This is a genomic window from Leucobacter chromiireducens subsp. solipictus (genome assembly GCF_016758195.1).
GTDB lineage: Bacteria > Actinomycetota > Actinomycetes > Actinomycetales > Microbacteriaceae > Leucobacter > Leucobacter solipictus.
In genome coordinates this window covers 71,075-92,624 of record NZ_QYAC01000001.1, presented here as the reverse complement: position 1 = coordinate 92,624, position 21,550 = coordinate 71,075, and the positions used below count along the sequence as shown (strand labels likewise).

At 71.7% G+C, this 21,550-nt stretch carries 18 protein-coding genes; 1 reads left to right on the top strand and 17 read right to left on the bottom strand.

Annotation, left to right across the window (positions count from 1 at the left end; genetic code table 11):
- Nucleotides 1–51: 51 nt before the first annotated feature.
- The 15 genes from trpA to D3230_RS00325 form a co-directional block, all read right to left on the bottom strand.
- Nucleotides 52–852, bottom strand: a complete 801-nt coding sequence (gene trpA, locus D3230_RS00395; RefSeq protein ID WP_202343046.1) for a tryptophan synthase subunit alpha — start codon at nucleotides 850–852, stop codon at nucleotides 52–54.
- Nucleotides 849–2,120 carry a tryptophan synthase subunit beta gene (gene trpB / locus D3230_RS00390; RefSeq protein WP_202343045.1) on the bottom strand — a complete coding sequence of 424 codons (1,272 nt, stop codon included), beginning with the start codon at nucleotides 2,118–2,120 and terminating at the stop codon, nucleotides 849–851. Before trpB (D3230_RS00390) ends, trpA begins: the two co-directional genes overlap by 4 nt.
- 14 nt (nucleotides 2,121–2,134) lie before the next feature.
- Entirely contained in the window at nucleotides 2,135–2,905 is a 771-nt protein-coding gene (trpC, locus tag D3230_RS00385; RefSeq protein WP_202343044.1) for an indole-3-glycerol phosphate synthase TrpC, read from the bottom strand.
- A gap of 1 nt (nucleotide 2,906) precedes the next feature.
- Complete coding sequence (locus D3230_RS00380) at nucleotides 2,907–3,140, bottom strand: DUF6704 family protein (protein ID WP_087014937.1); 234 nt, start codon at nucleotides 3,138–3,140, stop codon at nucleotides 2,907–2,909.
- A gap of 34 nt (nucleotides 3,141–3,174) precedes the next feature.
- The gene (locus tag D3230_RS00375; protein WP_202343043.1) at nucleotides 3,175–3,756 is read right to left on the bottom strand and encodes a Trp biosynthesis-associated membrane protein; all 582 of its coding nucleotides are present in this window, start codon (nucleotides 3,754–3,756) and stop codon (nucleotides 3,175–3,177) included.
- Nucleotides 3,746–5,335, bottom strand: coding sequence for an anthranilate synthase component I (locus tag D3230_RS00370; RefSeq protein WP_202343042.1), 1,590 nt, complete (start codon nucleotides 5,333–5,335; stop codon nucleotides 3,746–3,748). The genes D3230_RS00375 and D3230_RS00370 overlap by 11 nt, the downstream gene beginning before the upstream one ends.
- Before the next feature lie 59 nt (nucleotides 5,336–5,394).
- A complete protein-coding gene (gene hisI, locus D3230_RS00365; RefSeq protein ID WP_202343041.1) occupies nucleotides 5,395–5,760 on the bottom strand; it encodes a phosphoribosyl-AMP cyclohydrolase in 366 nt (121 codons plus the stop codon).
- Entirely contained in the window at nucleotides 5,757–6,551 is a 795-nt protein-coding gene (gene hisF / locus D3230_RS00360; RefSeq protein WP_202343040.1) for an imidazole glycerol phosphate synthase subunit HisF, read from the bottom strand. The genes hisI and hisF overlap by 4 nt, the downstream gene beginning before the upstream one ends.
- Before the next feature lie 13 nt (nucleotides 6,552–6,564).
- The gene (hisG, locus tag D3230_RS00355; RefSeq protein WP_202343039.1) at nucleotides 6,565–7,407 is read right to left on the bottom strand and encodes an ATP phosphoribosyltransferase; all 843 of its coding nucleotides are present in this window, start codon (nucleotides 7,405–7,407) and stop codon (nucleotides 6,565–6,567) included.
- Between the two features lie 98 nt (nucleotides 7,408–7,505).
- Nucleotides 7,506–7,769: a phosphoribosyl-ATP diphosphatase gene (locus D3230_RS00350; RefSeq protein ID WP_087014946.1), complete on the bottom strand. Its 264-nt coding sequence runs from the start codon at nucleotides 7,767–7,769 to the stop codon at nucleotides 7,506–7,508.
- A 123-nt stretch (nucleotides 7,770–7,892) separates the two neighbouring features.
- Nucleotides 7,893–8,540, bottom strand: a complete 648-nt coding sequence (gene rpe / locus D3230_RS00345; protein ID WP_202343608.1) for a ribulose-phosphate 3-epimerase — start codon at nucleotides 8,538–8,540, stop codon at nucleotides 7,893–7,895.
- A 523-nt stretch (nucleotides 8,541–9,063) separates the two neighbouring features.
- A complete protein-coding gene (locus D3230_RS00340) occupies nucleotides 9,064–10,614 on the bottom strand; it encodes an RsmB/NOP family class I SAM-dependent RNA methyltransferase (protein ID WP_202343038.1) in 1,551 nt (516 codons plus the stop codon).
- On the bottom strand, nucleotides 10,611–11,528 hold the full coding sequence (locus D3230_RS00335; protein WP_202343037.1) for a methionyl-tRNA formyltransferase: 918 nt from the start codon (nucleotides 11,526–11,528) through the stop codon (nucleotides 10,611–10,613). The genes D3230_RS00340 and D3230_RS00335 overlap by 4 nt, the downstream gene beginning before the upstream one ends.
- 12 nt (nucleotides 11,529–11,540) lie before the next feature.
- A complete protein-coding gene (locus D3230_RS00330; protein WP_202343036.1) occupies nucleotides 11,541–15,005 on the bottom strand; it encodes a hypothetical protein in 3,465 nt (1,154 codons plus the stop codon).
- Entirely contained in the window at nucleotides 15,002–16,384 is a 1,383-nt protein-coding gene (locus tag D3230_RS00325; protein ID WP_237466628.1) for an SWIM zinc finger family protein, read from the bottom strand. Before D3230_RS00325 ends, D3230_RS00330 begins: the two co-directional genes overlap by 4 nt.
- Nucleotides 16,385–16,563: 179 nt before the next feature.
- On the opposite strand from D3230_RS00325, the gene trpB (D3230_RS00320) reads away from it, so the two are divergent.
- Nucleotides 16,564–17,793: a tryptophan synthase subunit beta gene (trpB, locus tag D3230_RS00320; protein WP_202343035.1), complete on the top strand. Its 1,230-nt coding sequence runs from the start codon at nucleotides 16,564–16,566 to the stop codon at nucleotides 17,791–17,793.
- Nucleotides 17,794–17,897: 104 nt separating this feature from the next.
- Here the strand turns inward: trpB (D3230_RS00320) and D3230_RS00315 are convergent, their stop codons facing one another.
- A complete protein-coding gene (locus tag D3230_RS00315; RefSeq protein WP_202343034.1) occupies nucleotides 17,898–19,376 on the bottom strand; it encodes an alanine/glycine:cation symporter family protein in 1,479 nt (492 codons plus the stop codon).
- Between the two features lie 38 nt (nucleotides 19,377–19,414).
- Nucleotides 19,415–21,550 (bottom strand): primosomal protein N' family DNA-binding protein, encoded by a 2,136-nt coding sequence (locus D3230_RS00310; RefSeq protein WP_202343033.1) that lies wholly within the window; start codon nucleotides 21,548–21,550, stop codon nucleotides 19,415–19,417.

Below are 21,550 nucleotides of genomic sequence, written 5' to 3'. Positions count from 1 at the left end.
GCGGGAAGCTACGGGTGGTGCCGCACCGGAGGCGCGGCCGTCAAGGTCATTCTAGCGGGCGGCAGTTCCCGCGGCGATCTGGCGCACGGTCTCCGCGAGCTGCGGAACCCCGCCATCGCGGAGGGCGCGCACGAACGCGGTCCCGACGATCGCGCCGTCGGCGTAGTCGAGCGCGGCCGCAACCTGCTCCGCGGTCGAGATGCCGATCCCCACGCAGGCGAGTTCGGCACCCTGCGCCCGGAGCCGCGCGGTGAGGCCGCGGGCCGCGGCGTCCAGCTCGGCGCGCTCGCCAGTGATCCCCATCGTAGAGACCGTGTACACAAAACCGGTCGTCGACGCGGCCACGAGCGCGAGCCGCTCGTCGCTCGAGCTCGGTGCGGCGAGGAACACACGGTCGAGCCCGTGCCGATCGCTCGTCTCGATCCACTCGGCGGCGGCCTCCGGGGTGATGTCGGGCGTGATGAGCCCGGCACCGCCGGCGGCGACGAGGTCCGCGGCAAAGCGTTCCACGCCGTACTGCATGACCGGGTTCCAGTAGGTCATGATGAGCACCGGCACCTCGACCGCTTCGCGGACGCGGCGCACGGCCTCGAATACGTGCGCGAGCCGGAACCCACCGGCCAGCGCGGTCTGCGTGGCCTCCTGGATGATCGCGCCGTCCATGACGGGATCCGAGTAGGGCACGCCAAACTCGAGCACGTCGACGCCGGCGTGCACCATCGCGATGGCGGCCTCAACGCTCGTGTCCAGATCGGGGAATCCGACGGGGAGGTAGCCGATCAGCGCACCGCGCCGCTCCGCCTGCGCCGCGCGAATCGTCGCCGCGACGCGGGACTGGGTGGTGGCGCTCATTCCTGAATCTCCGCATCGTCGTCGAACAGGCCGAAGTAGCGACCCGCCGTAGCCATGTCTTTGTCGCCGCGGCCGGAGAGGCTGACCGCGATCACCGCGTCCGGTCCCAGCTCGCGCCCCAGTCGCAGCGCACCCGCGAGGGCGTGCGCCGACTCGATCGCGGGGATGATGCCCTCGGTGCGGCTGAGGAGCCGGAGCGCCTGCATTGCCTCGTCATCGGTGGCGGGGATGTACTCCGCGCGCCCAATGTCCGCGAGCCAGGCGTGTTCCGGGCCCACACCCGGGTAGTCGAGGCCGGCCGAGATCGAGTGGGACTCGACGGTCTGGCCGTCCTCGTCCTGCAGCACGAAGGTGCGGGCACCGTGCAGAATGCCGGGGCGACCGCGCTCGATCGAGGCGGCGTGCCGGGGCGTGTCCACGCCGTCCCCCGCGGCTTCCACGCCATAGATCCGGACGTCCGCGTCGTCGAGGAACGCGTCGAACATGCCGATCGCGTTCGATCCCCCGCCCACGCAGGCCACGACCGCGTCGGGCAGCCGGCCCACGCGATCGAGGAGCTGCGCACGCGCCTCCTCCGAGATGATCTTCTGGAAATCGCGCACCATCGCGGGGAACGGGTGCGGGCCGGCGGCGGTGCCGAAAATGTAGTTCGTGTGATCGACCGACGCGACCCAGTCGCGGTACGCCTCGTTGATCGCGTCCTTCAGCGTGCGGGACCCGGTGCGTACCGGGATCACTTCCGCACCCAACAGGCGCATCCGTGCAACATTGAGCGCTTGGCGTTCGGTGTCCACCTCGCCCATGTAGATCGTGCACTCGAGCCCGAAGAGCGCCGCGGCGGTCGCGGTCGCGACGCCGTGCTGCCCCGCACCGGTTTCGGCGATGACCCGGCGTTTGCCGAGCCGCTGGGTGAGGAGCGCCTGGCCGAGCACGTTATTGATCTTGTGCGAACCCGTGTGGTTCAGGTCCTCGCGCTTCAGGAAGATCCGCGCACCGCCGGCGTGCTCGGCGAACCGAGGCACCTCCGTGATCGGGGACGGCCGACCCGCGTAGGACTCCAGGAGCTCCACAAGCTCCGCACGGAAGACCGGATCCGCCTGGGCCGCCTCGTAGGCGACGGTCAGCTCATCGATCGCAGCGATCAACGATTCCGGCATGAACCTGCCGCCAAAGTCACCGAAGAAGGGGCCGTGCTGATCGCGCAGGGACGAGACTGGCCCGCCCGAGGCCTCAGCGGGCGTCGATGCGGGCTCGGGCAGGTGTGTCATGTGGTTCCTCAGGGTCAGACGCTGAGATACGACTGCAGCGTCGCGACAGGGTCGCTGGTGACGAGCGCTTCCCCCACCAGGACGGCGTCAGCGCCGGCCTCGCGGTAGTGCTGCACGTCGGCGACGCCCAGCACGGCAGACTCGGCCACACGGACCACGCCGGCGGGGATCTGATCGGCCACGCGGCCAAACAGATCGCGATCAAGTTCAAAGGTGCGCAGATCCCGCGCATTCACGCCGATCAGCTGCGAACCCAGATCAACGGCGCGCGTCACCTCGTCGGCGGAGTGCGCTTCGACGAGCGGGGTCATGCCCAGCTCGCGCACCATGGTGTACAGGGCGGCGAGCCGATCCTGCGGCAGCGCAGCCACGATGAGCAGCACGAGGTCCGCCCCGGCGGCGCGCGCCTCGAGGACCTGGTACTCGTCCCCGATGAATTCCTTACGGAGCACGGGAATACTCACGGCCTTGCGCACGGCGTCGAGATCGGCCAGCGAGCCCTTGAACTTCCGCTCCTCGGTGAGCACGCTCACCACGCTGGCACCGCCGGCTTCGTACTGGGCGGCGAGTGTCTGGGGCTCCGCGATCTCCGCGAGATCCCCTCGCGAGGGGCTCGCGCGCTTCACCTCCGCGATCACCTTCATATGGTCGGCGGGGGCGAGCGCCGCGAGCGCGTCGAGCGCGGGGGCACGCCGAAGAGCTTCGGCCTCCACCTGAGCGGTAGGCCGAAGCTCCCGGCGAGCCTGCGCGTCCTCGAGGGAACCCGCGAGCAGTTGCTCGAGCACTCTACTCGTGCGGCTTGGGGGTGAACTTGGGCCCGTTGACGCCGTACCCGGCCTTCGCGAGGACCCAGCCCAACACTGCGCCCACCAGGACGATGCCGGCGCACACCCACACCATGGTGGCGTTGTGCAGGAAGAAGAAGACGGTGCCGGCGGCGACGCCAAGCAGCATCACTACGACAGCCGTCCATGCGGCTGGCGAATCACCGTGACCGGGGTCTCCGTGCTGGGTACTCATGAATCTCCTCTGAACGGGGTTGTACAGCTCAAGCCTAGCGGATATCTGCGGTCGGGTCGTCGCCATCGCTCAGCGCGTCCCAGTCCGAGATCCGGTCGGTACCGCCGTCCGCGCGTTTCTTCGCCGCGGCACCGGTGTCGTACTTTCGGCCGCCAGTCGCCCAGCGTCCACCGAAGAACACGATCAGCAGCCCGATGAGCGCGGCGACCACTCCGGCCACCACGCTCACCCAGGCCCACACGGACAGCTGGCTCCACACGACGGCCGCCGTTGCCGCGGTCCCACTGATCCCGGTCAGTTCGGTGACGGTGCTCGTGACGGCGGTCAGCGGCGCGGCAATCACCCCGGCAGTGAGCGCGACGAGGCCCGCGCCGAGCAGCGCCACCAACCCGCCCAGGACACGACGGAACACGGGTCCCGCGATCGTCAGGGCCAGCGCGGCCGCGACGAGCGCGATCGCCACCGGGGAGAGCGCCGCGTTGATCTCGTGCCCGGTCACCGGGACGAGCTCGTGAGTCCCGTCGAGCATGAACGACACCCAAGGCTGTGCACCAGCCATGAGGCCCACGCCGCCGGCCACCGCGATGCCTCCGAGTGACAGCAACTTAGCGCGCATGGTGCGCCCCCTTCAGTTCGTGCAGCGTGTTCGCGATCGCAATGGCCCGCAGCGGGGCGGCGGCCTTGCTGCGGCACTCCGCATCCTCGGACTCGGGAACCGAGTCCGCGACAATTCCGGCACCGGCCTGCACCATCGCGACGCCGTCCTTGATCGTGGCCGTGCGGATCGCGATCGCGAGATCCGCCGCGCCGCCCAACCCGAAGTATCCGACGACCCCGCCGTACACTCCGCGGCGCACCGGCTCCAGCGCGTCAATAATCTCGAGCGCGCGCGGCTTCGGCGCGCCCGAGAGGGTGCCGGCCGGGAACGTCGCCCGGAACACGTCGATCGGGCTCTGATCCGGCCGGGACTGCCCCTCGACGGTCGAGACGATGTGCATGATGTGGCTGTAGCGTTCCACCCGCATGAACTCGGTGACCTCCACCGAGGCCGGTTCGCAGGCGCGAAGGAGGTCGTTCCGGGCCAGGTCCACGAGCATGAGGTGCTCGGCGCGTTCCTTCTCGTCCGCGAGCAGCTCCCGCTCGTGGAGCTGATCCTCCTCGACCGTCGCCCCGCGAGGGCGCGAGCCCGCGATCGGGTGCGTGCGCACGTGCCCGTCCTCCTGCACGGTCACCAGCGCCTCCGGGCTCGAGCCGACCACCGCAAACGGCGTGCCCGTGGCGTCCTCGAGCTGCAGCAGGTACAGGTAGGGGCTCGGGTTCAGATGCCGGAGCACCCGGTAGACGTCGAGCGGGTCCGCCAGGCATTCCTGGTCGAAGCGCTGCGACGGGACCACCTGGAACACGTCACCGTCGACGATGTGACGCTTCGCGAGCTCCACGGCCGCCATGTACTCGGGGGTGGTGGTGAGGCGCACCGGATCCGGCATCGCGTCGCGGTCGAGCGCGCCGAGCGGCGAGGCGACCGGCGCGGCAAGCGCCGCCTGGAGTGCGTCGAGGCGGGCCTGCGCGTCCGCCCACTGCGCGTCGGCGTCATCGACGCCAGCCGCACCCGCCGGGAGGCCGTCGGCGTGCGCGGCATCGTTGAGGACGTTCGCCAGGAGGACGACGCTGCCCTCACGGTGGTCGATCACGACGAGCTCGGACACGAAACTCAGGCCCTGCGTGGGCAACCCGGGCCCGTTCGTGGGGCCGTGCTCCAGCCGTTCGAACTCGCGCACCGTATCCCAGCCGAGATACCCGACAAAGCCGCTCGCGAGCGGTGGCAAGCCCGGCACCTGCGGCGCACGCCAGCGCTCGTAGACGGCCTGCAGCGCGGCAACCGGGGCGAGGCGGTCGAGGCCCCCCGGGAGCAGGCGCTCGGCGGGCACCTCCGCGGCGGATCCCGGCACCCAGTGCGCACGCCCGTCGCGCTCGCTCAGCACACCAAAGCTGCCGGCCCCCACAAAGCTGAAGCGGGTCCAGACACCGCCCTGCTCGGCGGATTCGAGGAGGAACGTGCCGGCGCGGGATCCGGCGACCTTCCGGTAGATGCTGACCGGCGTGTCCGCGTCAGCGAACACCTCCCGGCAGACAGGGATCACGGCGTGCGTGGTGCGCGCGGCGTCGAACGCTGCGCGAGTGGTCGTCAGGGTCACCGTCCCAGCCTATCGGGCGCGGCGAGCGCGGATGTCCGAGCGCGCTCAGGTGGCCAGAATCACGCCTCGGGGGCCGCCGAATCGCCGACCACGGCGGGGATCTCGCGATCGGTGAAACAGCTGCGCGTTCCGGTGTGGCAGGCCGCGCCGAGCTGTTCGACGCGGACCAGCAGCGTGTCGCCGTCGCAATCCATCGCGACGCTCCGCACGTACTGGCGGTGACCGGAAGTGTCGCCCTTCCGCCAGTACTCGCCACGGGAGCGCGACCAGAAGGTGACCCGTCCGGTGGTGAGGGTGCGGTGCAGCGCCTCGCGGTCCATCCACGCGAGCATCAACACCTCGCCCGATGCGTCGTCCTGGATGATCGCGGGCAGCAGCCCGCTCTCGTCGAAGCGGATCTCCGCCGGCACCGCGTCCGCGCTCATCGTCCCGCTCCCGCCGCCGCGTCGCCGCTGAGGCGTACGGTGTGGCCCGCGTCCGCGAGCGCCCGCTTCACCTCACCGATTGTGAACGTGTTGTAGTGGAACACGGAGGCCGCGAGGACTGCGTCAGCGCCCGCGTCCACGGCGGGCGCGAAGTGTTCGAGCTTCCCGGCACCGCCCGAGGCGATCACGGGGACATCGGAGACGCCGCGCACCAGCGCGGTGAGCTCGAGGTCGAAACCGTCCTGGGTGCCGTCGGCGTCCATCGAGTTCACGAGCAGCTCACCCGCGCCGCGCTCCACCGCTTCCTTGCACCACGCGATGGCGTCGAGATCGGTCTCGCGCTTGCCGCCGTGCGTCGTGACCACGAAGCCTGACGGCATGCGGTCGCTGCGCTTCACGTCGAGGGAAAGCACCAGCACCTGCGCGCCGAAGCGATCCGCGATCTCGCCGATCACCTCGGGACGCGCGATGGCCCCGCTGTTGATCCCCACCTTGTCCGCTCCGACACCCAGCAGGCGCGCGACGTCCTCGGCGCTGCGCACGCCGCCGCCGACGGTGAGCGGGATAAACACTTGCTCGGCGGTGCGCTGCACGACGTCATAGGTGGTGGAGCGGTCGTCGACCGTCGCGGTGACGTCCAAGAAGGTCAGCTCGTCGGCGCCCTGCGCCGCATAGCGCGCCGCGAGTTCCACCGGATCCCCCGCGTCGCGGAGGTTCAGAAAGTTCACGCCCTTCACGACGCGGCCCGCGGCCACGTCGAGACAGGGAATCACGCGGGTAGCGAGAGTCATGATCCGCTCCCCCTTACAGCCGCGCGGCGTGGATCGGCGTCACGAGAATCGCGCGGGCACCCAGGTCGTACAGCTCGTCCATGATCGTGTTCGCCTCGTCGGCACGCACCATCACGCGGACGGCCACCCAGGCCTCGTCCTTCAGCGGCGACACCGTCGGCGACTCCATGCCGCCGGCCACCTGGGATGCGGCCTCGAGCTGATCCGCGGGCAGGTCGTAGTCCATGAGCACGTACTTGCGCGCCACGAGCACGCCGCGGAGGCGGCGCAGCAGTCGCTCGATGCCCGGGTGCTCGTTCGGGCCGCCGATGAGCACGGCGGTGGACTCAAGAATCACGGGGCCGAAGATCTCAAGGCCTGCGGCACGCAGCGTCGCGCCGGTGGAGACCACGTCCGCGACGGCGTCGGCGACACCGAGCTGCACGGCAGATTCCACGGCACCGTCGAGCTTCACGAGCGAGGAGACGATGCCGCGCGCCCGGAGGAAGTCGTCGACCAGTTGCGGGTAGCTCGTCGCGATCCGCTTCCCCGCGAGGTCCTCGAGCTCAGTGAGCTCGCCGCCCGCGGGCGCGGCGAAGCGGAACGTCGAGTCGCCGAATTCGAGGGTCTCCACCTCGGTGGCAGCGGACCCGGAATCGAGCAGCAGGTCGCGGCCCGTGATCCCGACGTCCAGGGCACCGGAGCCCACGTAGGTCGCGATGTCGCGCGGGCGGAGGTAGAAGAACTCGACGTCGTTGCGCGTGTCCGCGTGGACGAGCTTGCGGCTGTCGCGGCGGCCCGAGTAGCCCGCCTCCGTCAGCATGTCGGCGGCGATCTCAGACAGCGATCCCTTATTCGGGACGGCGATGCGAAGCATGAGTGGAGGGATTCCTTCCGTGGTGGCAGCCGAATCTGCAGCGTGCCGGGTGATGGTGAGGTCAGCGGCAAGCGTCGGCGCGCGAAAGGGCACCGACGCTACAGATGCGTGTACACGTCCTCGAGGGTCAAGCCCTTGGCGAGCATGAGCACCTGCAGGTGATAGAGCAGCTGGCTGATTTCCTCAGCGCACTCGGCGTCGGACTCGTGCTCGGCCGCCATCCAGACCTCGGCGGCCTCCTCCACGATCTTCTTTCCGATCGAGTGGATGCCGGCGTCGAGGCGCGCAACAGTGTCGCTCCCCTCGGGGCGGGAGATGGCCTTCGCGCTGAGTTCCGCGAACAGATCGTCGAACGACTTCACAGGAACACACTACCGCGTTTCCGCGCCGCCGCGTGCACAGCGCCGCATCGGGCGGCCGTGCCGGGTGGCCACCCGCCCCGGCCCGACCGGAAGTTCCGAGGTCACCCGGCCGGGCGCGGCGCGCTAGTGCGCGTGCTGCGCTGCGGCCGCGCGAAGCTCCGCGATGCGGTCCTCGGGCACCCCGCCGTACACGGCCGATCCCGCAACGAACGTGTCGGCACCGGCCTCGGCGGCGATCCCGATCGTGTCCTTCGTGATCCCGCCGTCCACCTGGAGCCACAGATCGAGGCCGAGCCGGGACTTCGCCTCGGCGAAGCGTCGCAGCTTCGGCATCATGTCCGCCATGAAGGCCTGCCCACCGAAGCCGGGTTCGACCGTCATCACGAGCACCTGGTCGAACTCCGGCAGCAGCTCAAGGTAGGGCTCCGGGTCCGTGCCGGGCTTCAGCGCGATGCCTGCGCGAGCGCCGATGTCGCGGAGCTTGCGCGCGAGGGCGACCGGATCTGCCGCGGCTTCGGCGTGGAACGTGACCGAGTATGCGCCCAGCTCCGCGTAGCCCGGGGCCCAGCGGTCGGCGTCGGCGATCATCAGGTGCACGTCGAGCGGCACCGGCGACACCGCCTGAATCCGCTCCACGATCGGCGGGCCCATCGTGAGGTTGGGGACGAAGTGGTTGTCCATGACGTCGACGTGGACAAGATCCGCGGTGCGGATCGCCTCCAGCTCGGCCTGAAGGTTCACGAAGTCGGCGGACAGAATGCTGGGGTTCATGCGCTGCGCGGTCACGGCACCATTCTACGCGCGGGGATACGCTGCGCCGACCCCGCGTTCTGGCACCTCATCGACCCGCGGAAGGTGCCCGATTGCGTGCTCGGTGGGGAATGCGAGGGTGGGTGGTGCGAGTGGGGTGGTGCTGGCTTGCCTCACGCGGACCCCTCAGCCCTCCACGACGAGCGTGAGCACCGTGCGCCAGATCCGGCGCCCGAAGCCTTCCCGCGCAGGAGGTGCCCCGCCACCACTGCCACCACTTGCACCAGCACCACCGCAGCTTCTGACATCTCTGCTGCCGCTCCCATACTCTGCCGAGACCTCAGTTGCGCACCTCACAGTGCCCCAAACTGGTGCGAAATTGCGTGATCGGACCGCGGGGGTGCAGGGTGAGCTTGGCTTGGTGACCACGCAGGGTTGGGTGGCGGCGGAGTGCGGGCACTGGGCACAGGGCACAGCCATGTCCGCCGGGCCGCACAGTGCCAGGCCGGGCAGGCCTGGGCCTGGGCCCTGGGCCGGCCCCGGGCTATGCGCGGCGGAACAGGGCCACGAACATCGCGTCCGTGCCGTGGCGGTGCGGCCAGAGCTGGGCGCTGAGCGCGTCCCCGGCAATGTCGATGTCTCCCCGGGCCACGTCCCGCAGCGCCTCGCGCGCGTCCAGCTCCGTGAGCCCGGGCGTGCGCTGCAGCAAGCGTTCCACGGCGATCCGGGTCTCGGCGAGGTGCGGGGAGCAGGTGACGTAGGCGAGGGTGCCGCCGGGCGCGAGGTGCGCCACCGCCGCGTCGAGCAGCTCGGCCTGCAACGCGGTGAGTTCCGGCAGGTCGGAGGGCTGCTTGCGCCAGCGCGCCTCCGGACGGCGGCGCAGTGCCCCCAGCCCCGTGCAGGGAGCGTCGACGAGGATCCGGTCAAACGTTTCGCCGCCGTACGCGGCGTCGTCGCGGCCATCGTGCGACACGACGTCCACGGCGTCCGCGACGCCCGACACGGATCGCCGCACGAGTTCGGCGCGATGCTCAGACACCTCGTTCGCGCGGACCGTGGCCCCGCCCGCGAGCGCCTCGGCCCCCAGGATCGCCGTCTTCCCGCCCGGCCCGGCGCACAGATCGAGCCAGCGTTCCCCCGCCTGGACCGGCCGGGACCGGGTCAGTGCGAGCGCCGCGAGCTGGGAGCCTTGATCCTGCACGCGCACGCGTCCCTCGGGCGCGTCGAGCTCGGCGATCGCACGCCCCGGATCGCCGCCCGACAGCTCGAGTCCGAGCGGGGATGGGCCGGTGGCGGTCAACGCGGGGCCGCTGGGGCCGCTGGGGTCGCTGTGGTCGGCGTCGACCTCGGCACGGTCGTCGGCGAGCTCGGCCGGACCCACACCGGAGCCCGGCAGCACGGCCAGGCTCACGCGCGGCGCGTCGTTGTCGGCGGCAAGCAGCTCCTCGAGCTCGGCCTCGCGCCCTTCCTTGCGCAGGGCGTCGCGCAGGGCACGCAGCACCCACGCGGGGTGCGAAGTGCGGACGGCGAGCGCGTCATCCTCGGTGCGGGCGCGGTCCGTGATCTCCGCGTCCCACTCCTCGGGCGTGCGCCGGCCCACGGCGCGCAACACGCCGTTCACGAAGCCCGCGGCGTTCTGGTTGCCGACCCGACGCTGCAGCTCGACGCTCTCGTTCACCGCGGCGTGCGCGGCGGTGCGCATGCCGAGCAGCTGGTGCACGCCGAGGCGCAGCACGTTCCGGGTGCGCGCATCGATGTCCGCGATGTCGCGCCCCGCGGCAAGCTCGATAATGCGGTCGTAGCGGCCGCGCCAGCGGAGCGCGCCGGCGACGAGTTCTGTGGCGAGACCCGCGTCCCGCCCGTCGAGTTCCGCGTCGCGAATGCGACTGGGAAGCGCGAGGTTTGCGTAGGCCTCGCGCTCGTCCACGTCGCGGAGCACGTCGTAGGCAACGAGCCGCGCAGCGGAGATGTGTGTGCGGGGTGCACGCTGCGGACGAGACCCCGGCCGGTGACCGCGCCCGCCCCGCGAGTTCTGACCGCCCCGCGAATTCTGTCCACCCTGCGAGCGCTGTCCTCCCTGAGCTGCCGGGCTCATGCGAGCACCGCCTGTCCCCCGCGGCCGCGTAACCAGGCGGCCGCGTCCATGCCGGGCTTCCCGGCGGGCTGCACGCGGCGGAGCTCCAGCGTTCCGGAGCCGGTCGCGAGGACCACGACACCGTCCGTCAGGGTCACGGTGCCGGGCGCACGCGTGTCATCGGTCTCGCCGCGAGGCGCGAGCTCCAGCAGTTTGATCGGCTGTTCCTCGTGCGTGACGTACGCCCCGGGCTCCGGGGTCACCCCGGCCCAGTGCGCGAGCACCGCGTCGGCGGGGCGCGTCAGGTCGAGCCGCCCGTCCTCCCGCGTGAGCTTGTGCGCGTAGGTCTCGGCCCCGGCCTGCGGTTCACCGGCCGCCGGATCGGACGCGAGCACCTGCACGGCGGCGAGGACCGCGTCCGTACCGAACTCGGACAGCTCGGCCAGCGCCGCGCCCGCGGAGGTCCCGGGCGGGAACGCTCGGGAATCGCGGGTGAGCACGTCGCCCGCGTCGAGCGCAGCAACGAGGCGGAACACCGTGACGCCGAGCGTCTGCTCCCCCGCTTCCAGTGCGCGCTGCACGGGTGCCGCCCCGCGCCACCGCGGGAGCTCCGAGAAGTGCAGGTTGATCCAGCCGTGCTCCGGCAGGCTCAACAGCGGTTCGCGGACCAGGCCACCGTAGGCGACGATCACCCCGAGTTCGGGCGCGCGTTCCGCGACCCAGACGGTCGCCGCGTCGTCGAGTCGGTTCGCTTTGAGGATCGGGAGGCCGAGCGCTTCGGCCGCCACCGCGACCGGCGAGGGGGTGAGCACGCGCTTGCGCCCGAGCGGAGCGTCTTCCCTCGTGATCACGCCGACTACTTCGTGGCCCGCGGCGGCGAGCGCCTGCAGGCTGGGAACGGCGAACTCCGGAGTTCCGGCGAAGACGATGCGCATCCCCCTATTCTCTCACCTCACCGCCGGGCCGAGTTCCGTCCGCAGTGCTCGCGCTTTTCTGAGCGCTGCCTGCGAGCCGCTTCGGGCCGCGAGCTCGGCTAACCCGGGCCAGGCAGCCGCGTCCGCCGGGAGGTGTCCGCGATCAGCGGCGGCGCGGAGGAGCGCCGCTCGCCCGAGCGCAACGTCGAGCACCCGGTTCAGCCAGCGCGGCGGCGTCCCCGTGGTCGCCGCGGCGATTCGGACGGGTTCCGTGAGCGCGGGCCACAGCGTGGGGAGGGTATCCGGGTCGCTCTCAATCAGACCCGCGAGTTTCACCGGCGAATAGTCCGCGTTCCCGAGCAGCCCCGCGACGGCGAGCCGTACGGTGGCGGCACCGAACAACTCGGAGCGCACGGCCTCCCGCACGGTGAACGCGTGTCCGTTGTCGTGATTCATGCTTCCGAGCATGACCGCGACCATCCCCGAGGTGAGCGGCGGCACCGCGCCGTCGCGCCGCAGCGGGCCGTCGGCCCCGTCCCGCCAGTTCCGGTGCGCCGCGACCGCGACCGCGCCGGTTCCGCCGGCGGCGGCCGGATCCCAGCGCAGCCAGGCGCGCGCATCGTGGCGGAACGGGCTGTCGAGCCCCTCCGTCATGCCGCACTGCCCCTCGTGTTCGAGGTCATAGAACCACGATGTGCGGGTCCGGAACACGCGGTCCCCGTGGCTCGAATCAGCGAGCCGCTCGGCGGGGAAGGCGAGGCCGATCTCCAGGAATCGCGTCGACGCGTTCGGGTCGTGCCAGCGCGCCGTGACCGCGGCCCCGTCGTCGATCGCGGGGCCCACGCCCCGACGCGACGGCCACGCCTCCTCGAAGGCCGCATCGCTCATTGGGGCCGGAGCCGTAGCACCCGCAGGCGTTGCCGCGGCCGCAGCACCCGCAGACACGGCCGGGGCACCGGGCGGCGCAGGCACGGCGTCTTCCGGCAACTCGGCCGCGATCTTCCGGGCCACCGCGACCGCGCGGGAGTTCCCCGGGGCGGCTGCGAGCGCGCGCGTGCCGGGCAGCGCGAGCGAATCCGCGGGAGCGACGCCCGCGGCCACCGCGCTCCGCACGGCGGGGAGCAGCTCCCCCACTCCGGTGACGAGCTCGGCGGTGCCCGCCAGCAATCGGGGTGCGCGCAGCGAGCGGGCGACCAGGGCGTCGAGCAGCGGCCACACCACGGCGAGCAGCCCCTCGTCGGCGAGCTCGGCGCATGCCGCCGCGAAGCCGGCGAGCTTCCCCGGGGTCTCCTGCCAATCGAGCCGCGCGGGGTCTGCCGTCCCGGGGATGAGGATGCCGCGGGCCCACGCGTCCCGCACGGCCTGAGTCCCGGCGACCACGGCCCGCTCGTGGAAGCCGCGTTGGGCCCCGAGGAGGTTGACGGCGAGCCCGGGCGTGAGCGGGACCGAGCGGGTCACGAGCACACCCAGGTCGCGGCCTAGCCCGGCAAGCTCGGAGTGTTCGATGCCCCATCCCGCGGTGTCGCCGCCTCCCGGCCAGGCGTCGAGGGTGAGCCCGCCGTGGACCGTGTCGGTGCGGAGCCGCGGCGGAAACTCGGCAAGGGACTCCGGCAGGGTGAGAATGCCCGGGGCCCACCAGTGCCGCTGCGGGTCCAGTACCCGGTCGGGCTCCCGGAGGGGGTCCGCGAGGTAGCGCAGGACGGCGGGTCCTGCCGGCGTGGCCAGCGTCGCGCCGTCCTGGCCGATCACGGGGACGCGGAGTTCGGCGAGCTCGGCGGAGATCTCGGGGGTGAGCGCTCCGAGGTCGAGCCGCAGCAGCGCGAGCAGCAGGTCCGCCTCGATCGCGCTCGCGTCCCCTGCGTCATACGCACGCAACCGCGCAACGAGGTCTGCGGGGTCCACGCGGAGGTCGTCCCAGCTCGGGGTGGAGAGCAGCTCCGGCACCGAGCCGAGACGCTGCAGCACGGCGGCGTCGCGGGCGGGGACGGGTGGGTACACCGTGGCGCTGGAGCCGGGAATATCGCTGCGGGGTGGCCGATCGAGCATGGGGATCGGCAGCTCGGCAACCCACTCCGCAATTCCGCGCAGGCCGGGCACCCACTGTGGCCGGACCCCGCGCAGCGCCACTCGGGCGGCCGCCGCATCCGTCCGCGCCACTCGATTCGCCAGCGCGAGCACCCGCTCGGCCGCGGGGTCGCTCACGGAGCTCTCCGGGGCACCGCTGAGCGCGGCGGCTGCCGCGGTGAGTGCCGCGGCGCTTACTTCACCGATGTCGAAGCGCGGCACTTCCCACAGCGGTGGGGTGGGCAGCCATACGCCACGCACAGGGGCATCCAGCTGCAACGGTCTCTGGTCCCGGGCGGTCGTGTCGCGGTCGAGCCCCCACGCGGTGAGGACGGCGCGCGCCGCACGGGCGAGCGGAGCGTCAGCGCCTGTGGCGATCGCGGCGACGAGGGGCGCGAGCTCCTCGGCCGCCGCGGGCCGGGGTCGCGCGGCTGCCGCGCCGAGCAATGCGCGGCGCGCCTTTTTGGTCCGCGCCCTCAGGCCCAGCTGGAGGACATCGGCGACGGTCTGCTCGTCACCGTGAGCAATGAGCGGCGGGCCAAACGCCTCGATCAGTGCGGCATCTCCCGTGGCGATCGCGGAGACCAGGGCGTCGGCCCGCTCCCGCAGTTCGGCGACGCGATCCGGCCCGGTCACGCCGAGGCGGTCGGTGAGCAGCACCGCCCACACCTTGCGATCGCCCGGGCGCTGCGCCGCGTCGAGGCCCGCGAAGGCCAGCGCCCGGGCCGCGTCTTCGTCGAGCCATCCGCGTTCACGGGCGGCGTCCATGAGCGGCCCGAAGGGACCGGTGACGCTCAGCCCGGCGGCGACCGCGACCGCGGCGTGCTCGGCGAAGCGCGGGGCAAGCTCCGCGGGATCGATCGCGGGTCGCTCGCGCGGCTGCAGCCAGCCGTCGTTCCCGGGGGCACCCAGGGCGTACACGGCCCAGTCCCGCAGGTAGTCGAGCCGCTGCGGTACCGGCAGCCCCAGGCGGTGAACCAGGCGCACGGTGATCCCAGCGAAGCGCGACGTTGCGTCCACCCACAGCCGGCCCGCACCGGTTGACGCTCGCGTCACGAATTCCGTCGCGTACGCCGCGCCGCGGTCGCTGATCGCGGCGACCACGGCAGCCTCGGGAAGCCGTTCCCCGCCCGTCAGCACCGCGAGCGCGCGCCGCACGGTGACGCCCAGCCGGATCGCGAACAGCGCAAGCACGCCCGCGTCAATGTCGGCACCCAGCCAGCTCCGCCAGCCATAGCTCTGCGGACTCGTGGCCTCAAACGCACCCCACGCTCCCCCGCGCAGCCCCGCGAGCGCGATCCGGCGCTGATCAGGGGTCCCCAGCGGCAGGCCCGCGGCTGCCGCGGCGGGCTGCCCGACCCACCCCAACTCGGCAAACACGGCGAGCGACCGCGCGAGCGCGGCCGGAGTGTCTGGCGTGGTGATTTGGCTCATGAGTCCTCCGAGGGTGTGAGCGAGAGTGTGACCGCGAGCGCATGTGCGCAGGGGCCACGGCCCGCCCCGTGGCGCAGCCCCCAAGCGCAGCTGCAGCTCAGCATGCCACCCCGGCGGCGCACCACGGATTCGGTCCCCGGTTCCGCGCCCCGCACGGTCCAGGTCTCTGCGGCGTCCGTGCCGCGGTCTCCGCGCGCCACCCGGCCCAGGGCGAGCAACGTGCGCGCGGCCGCGAGGCGCGGCTGATCCCGCGCGGCGGTCGCGGCGCACGTCGGGACTTCCCGGTGGAAGTAGGCGCCGTCGGCAAGATCCCATCCCACCCGGCCGCCAGCGGCGAGCACCGCAACAGCGCCCCGCACCCGGGCCTCCGTCAACCCGCTGCGCCGCGCGAGCACGGAGATGTCGAGTTCGGGTTCGAATGCGAGCAGCGCGGCGATGTGCTCCGCGTCGGCCATCACCTCGGGCCCCGCGAGGGCGGCGAGCAACGCTCCCTCGCCGGAGTGCCCGCGCCAGGGTTCGGCCGTCACGCCCACGGTGAGTCGGGCAGCCGGGAGCCGGATCTCTACGGCCCTGGCCCCGGATACGTCGTCGCCGTAGACGGTGAGTCCGGTCACGTGCGGCAGTACCCGCTTTGCTGCGCTCAACCGGTGCAGGCCCGCGATCCCCACGGCCCCCGCGGCGGGACGCTGGCTCACGCGCACCCCGTCACGGGCGCGGGCCAGCCACACGGTGCGCCCACCCGCCGTCGCTGCCGGGACGGCGGCGAGGAACGCGCGTGACTCGTCAGCGTTGAGTACCATCCGTGGGGTGAGCCGCCGGTGGAGTTCCGCGACATTCCCGAGCGCCCGCACCCACCGGTCAGGCATCACCACGGGACGCTCGTGACTGTGCTGTTCCGGGGTGGCGAGGCTCAGCCCCGCACCGCCGACGGCCAGGTGCAGCAGTTCGGCGCGCCGCACCGCGGCCAGCACGGCACGGGATCCGGCTCCCAGATCCACGTTGGTGGCGCCCCGGCCGATCTCGCCGCCGTCGAAACCGCCGCCGAGCAGGTCCAGGCGGGCGTATACCCCGTTGCACGCAGAGAAGGTCTCCGCGCGCAAGCGATCCCCGTGCGCGCTCAGAATAGGGTCGCGCAGGGTCGTCGGCACGTACTGGAAATACCGCGTCGCGGTGACATCGGCGAGCGCGAGCAGACCGCGCGCGAGCACCAGCGGCTGCGTCGCAAAGCCCGAGAAGAACTGTGGCTCCGGATCCCAGCCAGCCGCGGTGAATCCGGGTGCGAGCGCCAGCGCAAGTCCGCCATCGGCGTGTGGGAGCGCGCGGGTCTCGCTCGAGAAACCCCGGACGGAAGCTGGCTGCGCGATCATCGTGTCGATCATAACGAGGTCCTCCGACACGGCTCCCGCGGCGGGGTGCTACACTCGCCTCATGCATTTCGTGAATCAGTGGTGGGCCGCCTAGGGCGGTCACTCTTCACGCATCTGCATGCATCCCGACACCGCCTACTCGTAGGCGGTGTTTGTGTGTCTGCGAGGGGCCCCACCTCGAAGGAACAGACATGACACAGATCTCTTCGCTCCCCACCGAGCGCACGGACTCGCCCTACCGCGCCGACGCGGCCGGGTTTTTCGGCGAGTTCGGCGGCGCGGCCCTCCCGCCGTTCCTCGTCGAACCCATCGCGGAGGTGGCTGCGGCCTATGCCGCCGCGGCCGCGGATCCCGCATTTCAGGATGAGCTTCAGGCACTCCTCGCGAAGTACGTCGGCCGGCCGTCCCTCCTCTACTTCGCGGAGAACCTGACGCGCGAGCTCGGCGGAGCCCGCGTCTACCTCAAACGCGAGGACCTCAACCACACGGGCGCGCACAAGATCAATCACTGCCTGGGTGAGGCGCTGCTCGCGAAGCGGATGGGCAAGACCACGCTGATCGCCGAAACCGGGGCGGGGCAGCACGGCGTGGCGCTCGCCACCGCGGCCACCCTGCTCGGCCTCAAATGCGAGATCCACATGGGCGCGATCGACGTCGCCAAGCAGCACCCGAACGTGGTCCGCATGGAACTGCTCGGCGCGTCGGTGGTCGCGGTCGAGGAGGGCGGGAAATCGCTGAAGGAGGCCGTGGACTCCGCCTTCGGCGTCTACGCCGCAGCCCCGGACGAGTACTTCTTCGCGATCGGCTCGGTCGTGGGCCCGCACCCGTACCCGTCGATGGTGCGGGACTTCCAGTCGGTCGTGGGGCGCGAGGCCCGCGCGCAACTCCTCGAGGCCGAGGGCAAGCTCCCCGACGCACTTGTCGCGGCCGTCGGCGGCGGCTCCAACGCCATGGGGCTCTTCGACGCGTTCCTCGCGGACGAGTCCGTCCGCATCATCGGCGTGGAGCCCGCCGGTGAGGGACTCGACGGGGATCGCCACGCCGCCACGATGACGCTCGGCACCCCCGGCACCCTGCACGGCATGCACACGAAGGTGTTGCAGGACGAGCACGGCGAGCCCGCGCCCGTGCACTCGATCGCGTCCGGGATCGACTATCCCGGGGTGGGGCCGCAGCACGCGCACCTCGCGCAGATCGGCCGCGCCGAGTATGTCACCGCAAGCGACGCGGAGACGCTCGCCGCGTTCCAGCTGCTCACCCGCACCGAGGGCATCATCCCGGCGCTCGAATCCGCGCACGCGCTCGCCCACGTCGTGACGCTCGCGCCGACGCTGCCGCAGGATGCCGTCATCATCGCGAATCTGTCGGGCCGCGGCGACAAGGACGTCGACTTCGTGGCGGAACGGTTGCGCGGCGCGTAATCGCGGACGCTTGGGGGCGGGGCGGGGCTGCGTCGACGCGCAGTGCCGGATCGCGGTGCCGGATCGCGGTGCCGGATCCGAATGCCGGATCCGGCACCCCGGGGTTAGCGTGTCCGCCGCGTCCCGGCCTCGACCGTGATCTGCCCGGTCACACTCTGCTCGTCTTCCCAGCAGGAGATACCGGCAACATCGGGCATCAACGCCCGGGTGAACACGGGGTCTCGCCCGGCCCGGCGCTGCGCCGAGTAGTCCTTCATGAGGCGGAACACGAGCCCCGAGAGCAGGCCGATCGCCACCAGATTGACGAGCGCCATCACGCCCATGATCGCGTCGGCGGTGTTCCAGATGAGATCCGCCGACGCAATCGCGCCGACGAAGATCGCGAGCACGGCGAGCACGCGGTAGCCGAAGAGCACGCGCGCGCTCGTCGAAATGAACTCGATGTTCGATTCGCCGTAGTAGTAGTTGCCGAGGATCGAGCTGAACGCGAGCAGGAAGATGATCACGCTGAGCAGGACGTTCGACCACGGGCCGAGCGTGCCGGTGATCGCCTCCTGCGTGAGCCCGATCCCCCGCGTCGCGTTCGCAAGGTCCGGCCCCGTCACCAGGATGATAAACGCCGTGATCGAGCAGATCAGGAAGGTATCAAAGTACACGCCGAGGGTCTGCACGAGTCCCTGCTTCACCGGGTGAGTGACCGCGGCGCTCGCGCCCGCGTTCGGCGCGGAACCCAGGCCCGCCTCGTTGGAGAACATGCCGCGCTTGATGCCCGTCATCAGGATCATGCCGAACGCGGCACCCACCACCTCGTTGACGCCAAAGGCCTGCGTGTAGATCGATGCGAACACCGCCGGCAGCTGATCGAGGTGCAGGAAGACAATGACCAGCCCGAGCAGCAGGTACGCAAGCGCCATCGCCGGCACCACCGCCTGCGTGACGCTCGCGATCCTGCGCACCCCGCCGAACACCACAAGCGCGGTGAGGATCGCGAGCACGATGCCCACGCCGAGCGTGATCCATCCGGCGCTGCTCGATCCCACGTCGATGCTCGTCACGAGGGTCGCGCTGATCGTGTTGGCCTGTAGCGAGGAGAACGCGAACGGGAAGCACACGATGAGGATCCCGGCGAACAGCGTGCCCATCCACCGCGAGCGCAGTCCGTGCAGCATGTAGTACGCGGGACCGCCGCGAAAACCGTTCGGATCCTTCACCTTGAACAGCTGGCCGAGTGTCGATTCAACAAAGCTTGACGCCCCGCCGACAAACGCCATCGTCCACATCCAGAACACCGCGCCCGGGCCGCCGATCGCGATCGCGGTCCCGACGCCGGCGATGTTGCCCACGCCCACGCGAGACGCGGCGGAGATCGTGAAGGCTTGGAACGCGGACACCGATTGCGGGGTGCCGTCGGCATTCGTCGGCGTCTTGTTCGTGAGTGTGCGCAGCATCTCCGGGAACCACCGGAACTGCACCACGCCGGAGCGGATCGTGAAATACAGGCCGAGCACCACCAGGACGGGCAGCACCGCCCACGTCCAGAGGCGATCCCCCGCTGCGAGCACCAACTCGTTCAGTCCATCCATGCGCTCAGCGTATGCCAGGAACGGCCCGGAACGCGGGATCAGCCGTCGAACACGCCGCGATCGTCGAACCTGAGCCGCAGCGCCTCGGGGCGCGCGCGGCCCGGAGCGCTCTTGCTGCGGGTGCGGGAGGAGGCCCCCGCCGCATCCGCCACGAGCGCCCCGCGCAGCCGCCGCGCGACCTCGCCACCCTGGCCGTACTCGAAGCGCACGATCGCGCGCACGAGCCCCGCCGGGGTGCGCGCCGCACCGCCGGCCGGGAGCGGCGTGGGGCCCAGGAAATCGACGCCGGGGAGGCCCGCGATCTGCTGCAGGGCGCGCTCCACCTCGTCCGGGCCGCCGCTCACGCTCGCCACGCGCACGGCGGGCGGGTAGCGGAGCGCCTGCCGGTCCCGGAGTTCGTTCCGGATCCATGCCGTGCTCTGCCCGAGCACAAAGGCCTGCACCACGGGCCCCCCGCCCGAGGCCATCAGGCACAGCCCGTCGGGCGCGGCCAGCGCGGCGGCGTTCTCCCACCACCGCAGGCAGTCCTCCCCCGCGCGCAACGTCTCGAGACTGAGGAGCCGCTCCGCGTCGAGCAGGATCACCGCGCGGTACCCGCCCGCCGCGAGGGGCTCGGCCCCGCGCGTCGCCACGACCAGCGCCGCGCGGCCGTCAACGCGCTCGCGCGGGTGCTCCCCGTCGCTCAGGATGACCCGGACCCCGGAGAACTGCCGCTCGAACTGTTCCACGGTGCGCGCGGACCCCATACCGCGCTCCCGCAGCCGCTCCCCATCGCAGGTGCTACAGCGCCAGTCGCTCGCGTACGTGCCGCACCAGCGACACGAGGCGCGGCCGACCACACGGAAGCCGATCGGCCCCGCGCAGGCGCGGCACCGGGCGAGGTCACCGCAGTCCCCGCACACCGCGACCGGCGCGTAGCCGGCCGTCGCGACCTGCACGAGGACCGGGCCGCTGCGCAGCCCCTCGCGAATGGTGCGCGCCGCGAACTCCGGGACCCGGCCAGCGAAGGCATCGGGGGCGATCGAGGAGTCCGCGTGGATCACCCGGGTACGGCGCGGCGGAAACTCCTGATCCCGCACGTAGCCGAGTTCCACGAGCCGCTGGACCTCGGAGCTCCGGGCGTGGCCCATGAAAAACAGACCCGCACGCGACTGCTCGGCGCGCACGAGCGCGGCATCGCGGGCGTGCACGTACGGCGTCAGCGGCTCGGCGAGCACCGGGTCCCCGTCGTCCCAGAACAGGATCGCCCCGAGTTCGTGTGCGGGCGCATACACCGCCGAGCGGTTGCCGAGAATGATCCGCGGCACGCCGTCGAGTGCGCGCAGGAAGCTCGCGTAGCGTTCCCCGTTCGACTGGCGGGAGTCCACGCGCACCGCGTCCTCGTGTCCGAGCGCGGCAAGCGCGTCCCGGAGCTGGTCGAGATCCCGGTAGTCGGGAGTCACGAGGATCGCGCTCCGGCCGAGCGCGTGCACCGCGATGGCCGTGCGGGCGAGCTGGGCGGCCCAGCTGCCCACCCACTCGCCCGTGTGCAGGCGCTCCGGCCCGTGCGAGGCGGTGAACGCGAGGCGCGCACCCGCGACGAGCTCGGCGGCGACGGCGGCTTCGGGTGCGCTCGGGGCAGCGGAAGCCGCGGACGCTGCAGGAACTGCGGAAGCTGCGGAAGCTGCGGAAGCCGCGGACGCTGTAGGAGCTACGGGGCCGCCGGGATGTGCGAGATCCGCCGGATCTGCCGGGGGCGCGGGCTCCACCGGAGGCGCGGCCTCAGTCTCAGCCTCGGCCGCGGCGAGGTGCTGTTTCTCGACGCGCACCTGGCGCGTCGGGATGGCGAGGCGCAGTATGTCGCCCGCGGATCCGCCCGCTCGATCCGCCACGGCGCGCGCGAGCTGCCACACCTCGGGCGTGAGCTGCGGCACCGTGGTCACGAGATCCGCGATCGGGGCGAGCTCGCCACCGAACTCGCTCCGGTCGACGAACTCGATGACGTAGCCGAAGGACTTTCGTTCCCGGTTGCGGAACGGGACGCGCACACGCTGCCCGACGCGAATGTCGTCGGCCAGTTCCGCGGGGACCGCGTAGTCGAAGAGGTGGTCGAGCTGCGGGAGCGCCGAGTCGAGCAGGACGCGCGCGACGGCGCGCCCGTTCGCGCCCTCGGCGCGCTCGAACGCGGAACCCAC